Annotated in this window: 1 protein-coding gene; it reads right to left on the bottom strand. The window is 59.2% G+C overall.

Going from position 1 to position 2960, the window contains the following annotated elements:
- The coding region (locus tag AC3B8H_RS19920) for an RHS repeat-associated core domain-containing protein (RefSeq protein WP_488443261.1) at nt 1–2785 on the bottom strand (2785 nt) is incomplete at its 3' end.
- Nucleotides 2786–2960 lie beyond the last annotated feature (175 nt).

Consider the following 2960-nt stretch of genomic DNA (forward strand, 5'->3'; position numbering starts at 1 on the left):
TGGTGCCGCCTTCCAGGCCGATCAGGTCGGGTTGCAGGTAGCGGCCGGCGCGGGGGGAGAAGTAGCGGGTGTGGTTGTAGTGCAGGCCGGAGAAGGCGTCGTAGTATTGGCCGGGGTAGCGCAGGTTGAAGACGGTCTTCGCGCCGTCGCCGTCCGGGTCTTCCAGGGCCGGGGTGTCGCCGTAGGGGGCCATCGGCCAGGACCAGACTGGTTGGGTCAGATCGCCGGCCGCCCGGCGCAAAAAGCGCGGGGTGTTGGTGAAGTCGGTTTCGATGTAGTAAAGCGCTGCGGCGCTACCGTCGCTATTTTGGTCGATCACCGCCAGCGGGATGTCACCCAGCCAGATGTAGTTGCGCATTTTGCCGTTGGCGGCCAATTCGAAAATCAAATGGTCGGCCTGATCGTAAACAAACCGCGTTTCTCCGGCTACACCACTTTTTAAGACGCGTCGCCGCAAACCATCGTAAAGGTAGGATTCGCTGCCAACCCCAGCTTTGCTGAAGTAGGCCATCGCCCGGCTGGCGTCGTAGCCGAAGCCAAAGCCGCCATGCCCGGTCACGAAGCCGGATTGGTCGTACCGGTAGGTGGCGTTCCAGCCGCCCGAACTGTTTGCCGGCGGAGCGGGCGACATGGTTTCGGCTGTCAGGCGGTTGTCGAGATAACTTAGCGTATCGGTACGCGCCAGCCCTCCTGTCGAGCTGAAGTTTTGCAGTAGGGTTAAATTGCCGTTGTTATCGTGCGTCAGCTCGGTGCGTTGTTGGCTTTGGGAGGTGGTTTGGGACGACAAATGATCCAGGTCATCATAGCCGAAGCCGTATTCGCCGTAACCGCTGACTCGATTTCGCTCGTCGTAGCGAACGTCGTTATGGTAAAGCACCGTTTGATCTTGCTTGACCAACTTGACCGCCGACAAACGCCCACCGGCATCGCGTTCGCGGGAATACACCAAGCCGTTGCCGAACATCAATTTTCGCAAGCGACCAATCACCGGTTGATAACTAATATCCGCGGCCAAGGTATCCGCCCAGCCGTTCGGCAAGTAGCCTTTCACGTCCACAATCCGACCATCGCTACCATAACCGTAGGCGACGGCCAGACCACCGGGATAGGTCAGGCGCTCCAAACGTCCGGAATCGCCTTGCCCGGCCCCGAATTGGCTGTAGGTTCTTAAGGTATTAAAGCCGGTGATCAGTTGTTCGGCGGCGACGATATCGCCTCGGCCGTTGTATTTCAGGTGATCGACCACCTGCCGGGCGCCGGTGGTTAGAGAGCTTCTAGCACGACTGGCGACACGATTGACATAATTGGTCGATGCGCCAGGGTCGGTGGAAATGGTGGGAACGTCCCAAGTTTGGACCAAGCTGGTGCCATCCGAATAATCGATGCGGGTCAAACGATCCAACGCGTCGTATTGCTTGACCGCGCTATTGCCGTCGCTGTCCGCCCGGTAGGTTTCGTTGCCGGCCAAGTCGTAGTCCGAGCCGCGATTCCCGAAGTCCGGCGAGTCTTCGTCGGTGTGCTTACCGAGTTCGTTGTTGGTCAGAATCGAGGTGGCGTTGACCGGATCGACGACTTGCTTGACGCGGCCGGCCACGTCGTAGTCCATGCTGAACAGCGGGGTTTGGGCGCCCAGGGTGCCGTTGCTCAGCAGCGGCGCCCTGGCCCGGTCGCTGATTTGATCGAGGCCGGTGTAGAAGGTCAGGTCGCAGATTTCGCCGCTCAGGCAACTGCGCTCCTGTAAGTTGTTGGCGTTGTGTTTCAATTCGCGGTTCCAGCCGCCGCTGCCGTCCGAGGCGGTTAACAGCAGGCCTTTATCGTCGAAGGATTGGTGCCAGGTCTGACTGTTGTCGCCGCTACGGCTGGCGACGGTGTGCAAAACCTTGCCCCGGCTATCGCGCTGGTACTCGACGCTATCGGTGATGCCGTCATGGGTCAGGCTGACGGTCTTGACCGAACCGGCCGGGGTATAGGTGTAGTTGAGTACGCTGTTGTCGGGCCGGGTTAGGGCCTTCAAACGGCCGTCGGTGTAGTAGTCGTAACGGGTAACGTCGTTGCCGACCGTGACGGTTTTAGGTTGACGCAAGGCGTTGTAGGTGGTGATGGTGTGAATGCCGTTGACGTCGGCCTGATTGGTGATTTGGCCGTGGGCGTTAACGCTGACCACTTCGGCCACGTGATCCAGCGCGTCGGTGGTTTTCCACAGGTCGCCATTGCTACGGTAGTCGGTGACGCTGGCGCCGTTTTCCGGGCGCGGCCCGGTCTTGACGACGCGCAACGTGACGTGGGTGTTGGGGTCGTAGTTGTAACTGTAGTCGGTTTGATGACAGGCTTTGGAGTTGGCCGGACAGGCGTCGTTGACCAGCGCTTCCGAGGCGGGGCGGACTATTTCGCGGGTAACGTGGCCTTGATCGTTATAGCGCCAGTCCTTGGCGACTTCGCCGACCACTTCCGAAGTTTTCAGCGGAAAGCGACTGTCCCAGGTACGGGTGGTGGTGCGGGCCTCCGACGTGCCGTAGGCTTCGGTTTCGGTGAGGGGCAAGCCGTTGCTGTTGTAGGTAAAGCTGGTGACCCGGTTGAGATAATCGGTACGGGTCAGCAGATCGCCGTTTTTCTGCCAAGTATAGCCTTGATAATCGGCATCGCAGCCGGCGCAACGGGCGCTGACGGCGACCGGGCGGTACAGAAAAGCCGTGTCGGTGTCGGCGCAGTTGATGCACTTGAAAGATCGATCATACGCATTCGAACGGTATACGCCGGTATCCGAGTCCGCGAATTGGTCGGTCATTTGATATTTCGCGGGGTTCGAGTTGGCGACGTAAGCGCGTTTTTGGATTAGGTTTTTGGCATTGTGACCGGCGCGGGTGATTCGAGAATAGGTTGGGACGCTGGTGCCGCAAGGCCACTCGAAGCTGGTGTTTAACAGGGTTTGCCCGGATTCTGTTACGGAGTTTAAATAATAA

Source organism: Methylomonas sp. BG-2 (assembly GCF_057766305.1).